The sequence below is a fragment of the Streptomyces scabichelini genome, assembly GCF_011045015.1.
Lineage (GTDB): Bacteria > Actinomycetota > Actinomycetes > Streptomycetales > Streptomycetaceae > Streptomyces > Streptomyces scabichelini.
Map to the genome: position 1 here is coordinate 1 of NZ_JAAKZY010000389.1, position 4357 is coordinate 4357.

The 4357-nt window shown below is 70.5% G+C and carries 2 protein-coding genes and 1 pseudogene; 1 reads left to right on the plus strand and 2 read right to left on the minus strand.

The window, feature by feature from the left end:
- Positions 1 to 918: 918 nt before the first annotated feature.
- Positions 919 to 1329: pseudogene (locus G5C60_RS54415) on the plus strand (isochorismatase family protein); the annotation flags it as partial.
- Positions 1330 to 1404: 75 nt separating this feature from the next.
- On the opposite strand, the gene G5C60_RS49665 reads toward G5C60_RS54415, so the two are convergent.
- Positions 1405 to 2601 carry a glycoside hydrolase family 64 protein gene (locus G5C60_RS49665; RefSeq protein ID WP_338146154.1) on the minus strand — a complete coding sequence of 399 codons (1197 nt, stop codon included), beginning with the start codon at positions 2599 to 2601 and terminating at the stop codon, positions 1405 to 1407.
- A 111-nt stretch (positions 2602 to 2712) separates the two neighbouring features.
- Entirely contained in the window at positions 2713 to 4146 is a 1434-nt protein-coding gene (locus tag G5C60_RS49670; RefSeq protein WP_206440985.1) for an FG-GAP-like repeat-containing protein, read from the minus strand.
- Positions 4147 to 4357: the final 211 nt, after the last annotated feature.

Here is a 4357-nt window from a genome sequence, read left to right on the forward strand (position 1 = left end):
GACGCAGGGGGGTCGGCGGGGGAAGTCAAGGCTGGGTCGGGACGTTCGGTGGACATGTCCACGCTCCCTCGGTGTGGGTACGGGTGGTCGTGAAGGGTGTATCGGTGGTCGCGTCGATCGCGAGGGTGCACCGGTTGCTCAGAGGGGCTGTTCCAGGTAACGGGAGGCAGCCAAGGGGGCGTGGCGTCGGCCATCAGGGCGGATTCGGCGACCGGAGGGCGTCGAGCACGGCGGGCAGGTGACTCCGGGCTCGGCACGCAGGCCGGCTCTCCCCAGCCGTGGACCGGCGAGAACGGCTGGATGGAGGGGCCTTGGCGAGCGGCGCGACGTCTTCGTGCGTGCCGAGATGTGCGCATGGCGCCCAAGGCTCCGTCGGCCGTGTGTGGTTCGAGGGCCAGGTCGTCAGGCCCATCCGCTCGTCGGGCCACCAGGACGAAGTCGCAGTCGGCGACCGGGGTAAGGGTTCGGGGCACCCACCCAGCCTTCACCACTTGACTCACCGTCATCCAGCGGCTGGTGTACCAACCATGTTTATATCCGCCCCGACGAACATGCGGTGGCGTCCGCACCCGGGTCACGGCCGGGTCCTCCGCTGAGCCGCCGGGCCCGGCTGATGGGCATCGTGCGGGGGAAGACGCTGTGGCGGCTGCGGGACAGGACGCTGCCGTCACCCACGAATCCCAGCGGCACCAGCACCCGATGGGCCGGCCAACCGTGATCGCAGCCGGGCGGTGTCAGCGTCCCGGCGCCTCGGGCTGCGTGCCACTCGTTGAACAATGCCTCGCGAGCCAGGCCGACTACGTTGGTGAGGGCGAGCCAGTCGGCCGGCCCGCCCTCACCGTCATGCGTGCCGTCGTGGCACACCACCCGTTCCAGTCACCGTCGCCGGACTTCAGGCTCCCCAAGTCGGCCTGTCAGATGCCGTCCGGACACCGACCGGAGGGTCGGCGACGGCATTCCAGCACCGTGTCCGCCCTGGCCAAGGCCGCCACGCCGGCCGACGCCCCGGTGATCGCCACCGCGTCGGTCCCCGAGGGACCGAACGGCCCGCTGATCCCGGAGGTGTTCGAGAACGCGCCCAAGGCGACGTACGTCCAGCGTCACGGCGAGATCAACGCGTGGGACGTGGAGGGCTTCCGCCGGGCAGTCGAGCAGACCGGCCGCCGTACGCTCCTCGTCGCCGGCATCATGACCAGCATCTGCGTCGTGGAGCCCGCGCTGTCGGCCCTCGCCGAGGGATATGACGTGTACGCCGTCATCGACGCCTCGGGCACCTACTCCGACGAGGCGCAGCGGATCTCGATCGAGCGCCTGAGCCGGGCCGGCGTCAAGGTCGTCGACGTCCTCGGCGTGAGCATTCCTGAACCGCCGCTGCGCCGGCCTTGGAAGGCCCGGATCCCGGGGTCAGTTGAAGGGGTCGAGGGTGATGTACGCCTGCTGCGGATTGCCGTCGTGCACGAGCGACTCGTGGTTGCCCACGTCGTCGAACGCGAAGGCGTACGCCTTGCCGTCGGCCATCTGCGCGTGGATCTTGCGGGCGTAGTGGTTGGTGACGACGTCCGCGTAGAAGGCGGAGCTGCTGGTGTCGGGCTGGTTGGGGTTCGTCAGCAGCGTCGAGCGGTTGAAGCCTGCGCACAGGGTGCGGGAGATCGGGCCGCGTACCAGGTCGTTCGGTGCGTCCAGACGCTTGTAGCAGCCGAAGATGCTGTCGGCGTCCGGCTTCTGGAAGGTGGTGACGACGGCGCCGGAGGTGTTGGTGAAGTTCATGACGTTGCCGGAGACCCGCCCGTAGTACTTGGTGTTCGGCTGATCGCCGAAGGGCGTGACCGTCAGGGTCGAGGTGCGGTACTTCTGCCACACGCGGTTGATGTAGTCGTCCATCACGCTCGCCGGCAGCGCGCCCGCCGCGATGCCGTGCCCGGGTGCCAGGGCCCGCAGGACCGTGCCGTCGGAACGGGTCTGGATGAGGTTCGCCCAGCCGCCCGGCTGACCGCGCAGCGCACTGAAGAAGCCGTTGTACCCGCCTGGCTTCAGGTGGCCGGTGTTCTTCACAGTGCCGTTGGCGGCCTTCACGCCGACCGCGTACGGCGCGGAGAACATGTCGACCTGGGTGCTGTTGATCCACAGGCCGGAGTCGTTGAGGGTGTACTCGGTCCAGTTGAACAGGATGTTCCTGTTGGGGTCCGACGGGTTCTGCACCGCGGGCTGTACGAGGCCGCCGGTGGTCAGCTTGAAGACGAGCTTCTGGCCGTAGGAGAAATAGACGCGGCCGGAGAACTTCGGCATCCGGAGCGTCATGGTCTGGCCGTTGGCCGGTCCTGCGATCGATGCGTCGGGCGCGTTGGTCGGAGGGTTGCCGCCGGCGGGCCAGGGGTGGAACGTGCCGTTCGCGTCGGCCCAGCCCTGCTGGCCGGTGGTGAGCAGGGTGCCGATGTTGTAGACGTAGACCTGGTCACCGCGCCCCGAGTTGTTGCTGATCGTCAGGGGGATGGTGGAGGGCACGGCGGCCCGGGCCTGGCTGCCGGTGCCCGTCCAGGTGATACCCAGGCCGATGGCCAGGGCCGCCAGAACGGCGGCCAGCGTTCTTCGCGTCACAGAGATGGACACACTGTTCTCCTTATTGGTCCTTGGTTCTTGGTCCTTGGTGCGGGGCTGTGGGGGAGCGGGGGAGGAGGACGGACCGGCGGCGTGACCGGACGAGTGAGCGAGCGGTCAGCCGATGGCGACGCCGCCGGCGACCCGCCCGAGGTCGTTCCAGGCGCCGTGGCCGTCCCCGCCCTGCCAGGCGTAGACGGTGGCGGCGTTGGTCGTGTTGTCCCCGAGGACGTAGTCGGCGTTGCCGTCGCCGGTGAAGTCGGCCATGGACACGCGGGTGACGTCAGAGGTCAGCCCGGAGGCGACCTGTCCCCTCCCCAGCCAGCCGCCGCGGCCGTCACCTCCCCGGTTGAGGTAGGCCGAGACCGCGCCGGTAGAGCTCAGCCACGTGTAGTCGGCGCGGTCGTCCCCGTCGAGGTCCGCGAAGCGCACCTTGGAGGCGTCCGCGGTCAGGCCGGTGGCGATCCGGCCCAGTGGTGACCAGCCGCCGCGGCCGTCGCCGCCGCGGTTGAGCCACACCGACACCGCGCCGGTGGAGGCGAGCAGGACATAGTCGGTCCGGCCGTCGCCGTCGATGTCGGCGAACTTCACCTGGGTGGGGTCGGTGGTCCGGCCGGTGGCGACCTGGCCGAGGACGGACCAGCCGCCGTGGCCGTCGCCGCCGCGGTTGAGGTAGACCGTCGCCGCGCCGTCGGCGCCGAGGACGATGTAGTCGGCTCGTCCGTCGCCGTCGAAGTCGGCGAAGCGGACCCGGCGCGCGTCGGCCGTCAGGCCCGAGGCAACTTGACCCAGTGGCGACCAGCCGCCGTGGCCGTCGCCGCCGCGGTTGAGCCACACCGACACCGCGCCGGTGGAGGCGAGGGACAGGTAATCGGCCCGGCCGTCGCCGTCGAAGTCCGCCCACCGGACCTTGCCGGTGGTGCCGGACTCGGTGCCCGCGCCCAACTGGCGCCTTCCGGCGGTCCATCCGGCGTCGAACACGTTGGTGAGGGCAGGGGCGAGGGCCTGTGCCATGCGCTGGTAGCCGGCGTCGCTGGGGTGCAGGTCGTCGTCGAACTGGGCGGAGGTCAGGGCGGGTGGGTCGACGTAGAGGAACTTCTTCCCGGCGGCCTGCTCGGTGACCTGCAACTGCTTGGCCGCCGCGTTGTACGCCGCCACCCGCGAGCCCAGGTCCGGCGTCGTCGGGATGAGGCCCAGCATGATGACGCCGGTGCCTGGCCGGTCGGCGTAGATGCGGTCGACCAGGCCGGCCAGCCGGGCGGGAGCGTTCGGGACGTCGATGCCCCGGTCGAGGTCGTTGAGGCCGATGTGCAGGATCACCACGTCGGGGCGGGCCGCGGACATCCAGCCGTCGATGCCGTCGCGGATCTGGGAGATGACGTATCCGCTGTGGCCCTCGTTGGACTGGTCGGCCAGCGTGCCGGAGTTCTGCGAACCGACGAACTGCACGGTGTACGCGGACTGGCCGGCCACCAGGCTCGCGAGGGGTGCCCGGTACGACGACGTGGTGTCGCTGCCCACGCCCCAGGTGATCGAGTCGCCCAGGGGCATGACCCGTAACTGAGGGACGGGTGTCCGGGCGGAAACCGGTCCTGCCGGCACGAGCGCCAGGAGGACCGCACCGGAGGCGGCGAGGGCTGCGGCGGATGCCCGCCGCTTCAGGCGCCGGGTTCGCGTGCCTCGGTGCACGGGTGAGCGTCTGCAGCGAACGGCCATGGAGCTTCTCCTCCGGCGGCGCGGGCGGCTGGTGGGGGGTCAGGAG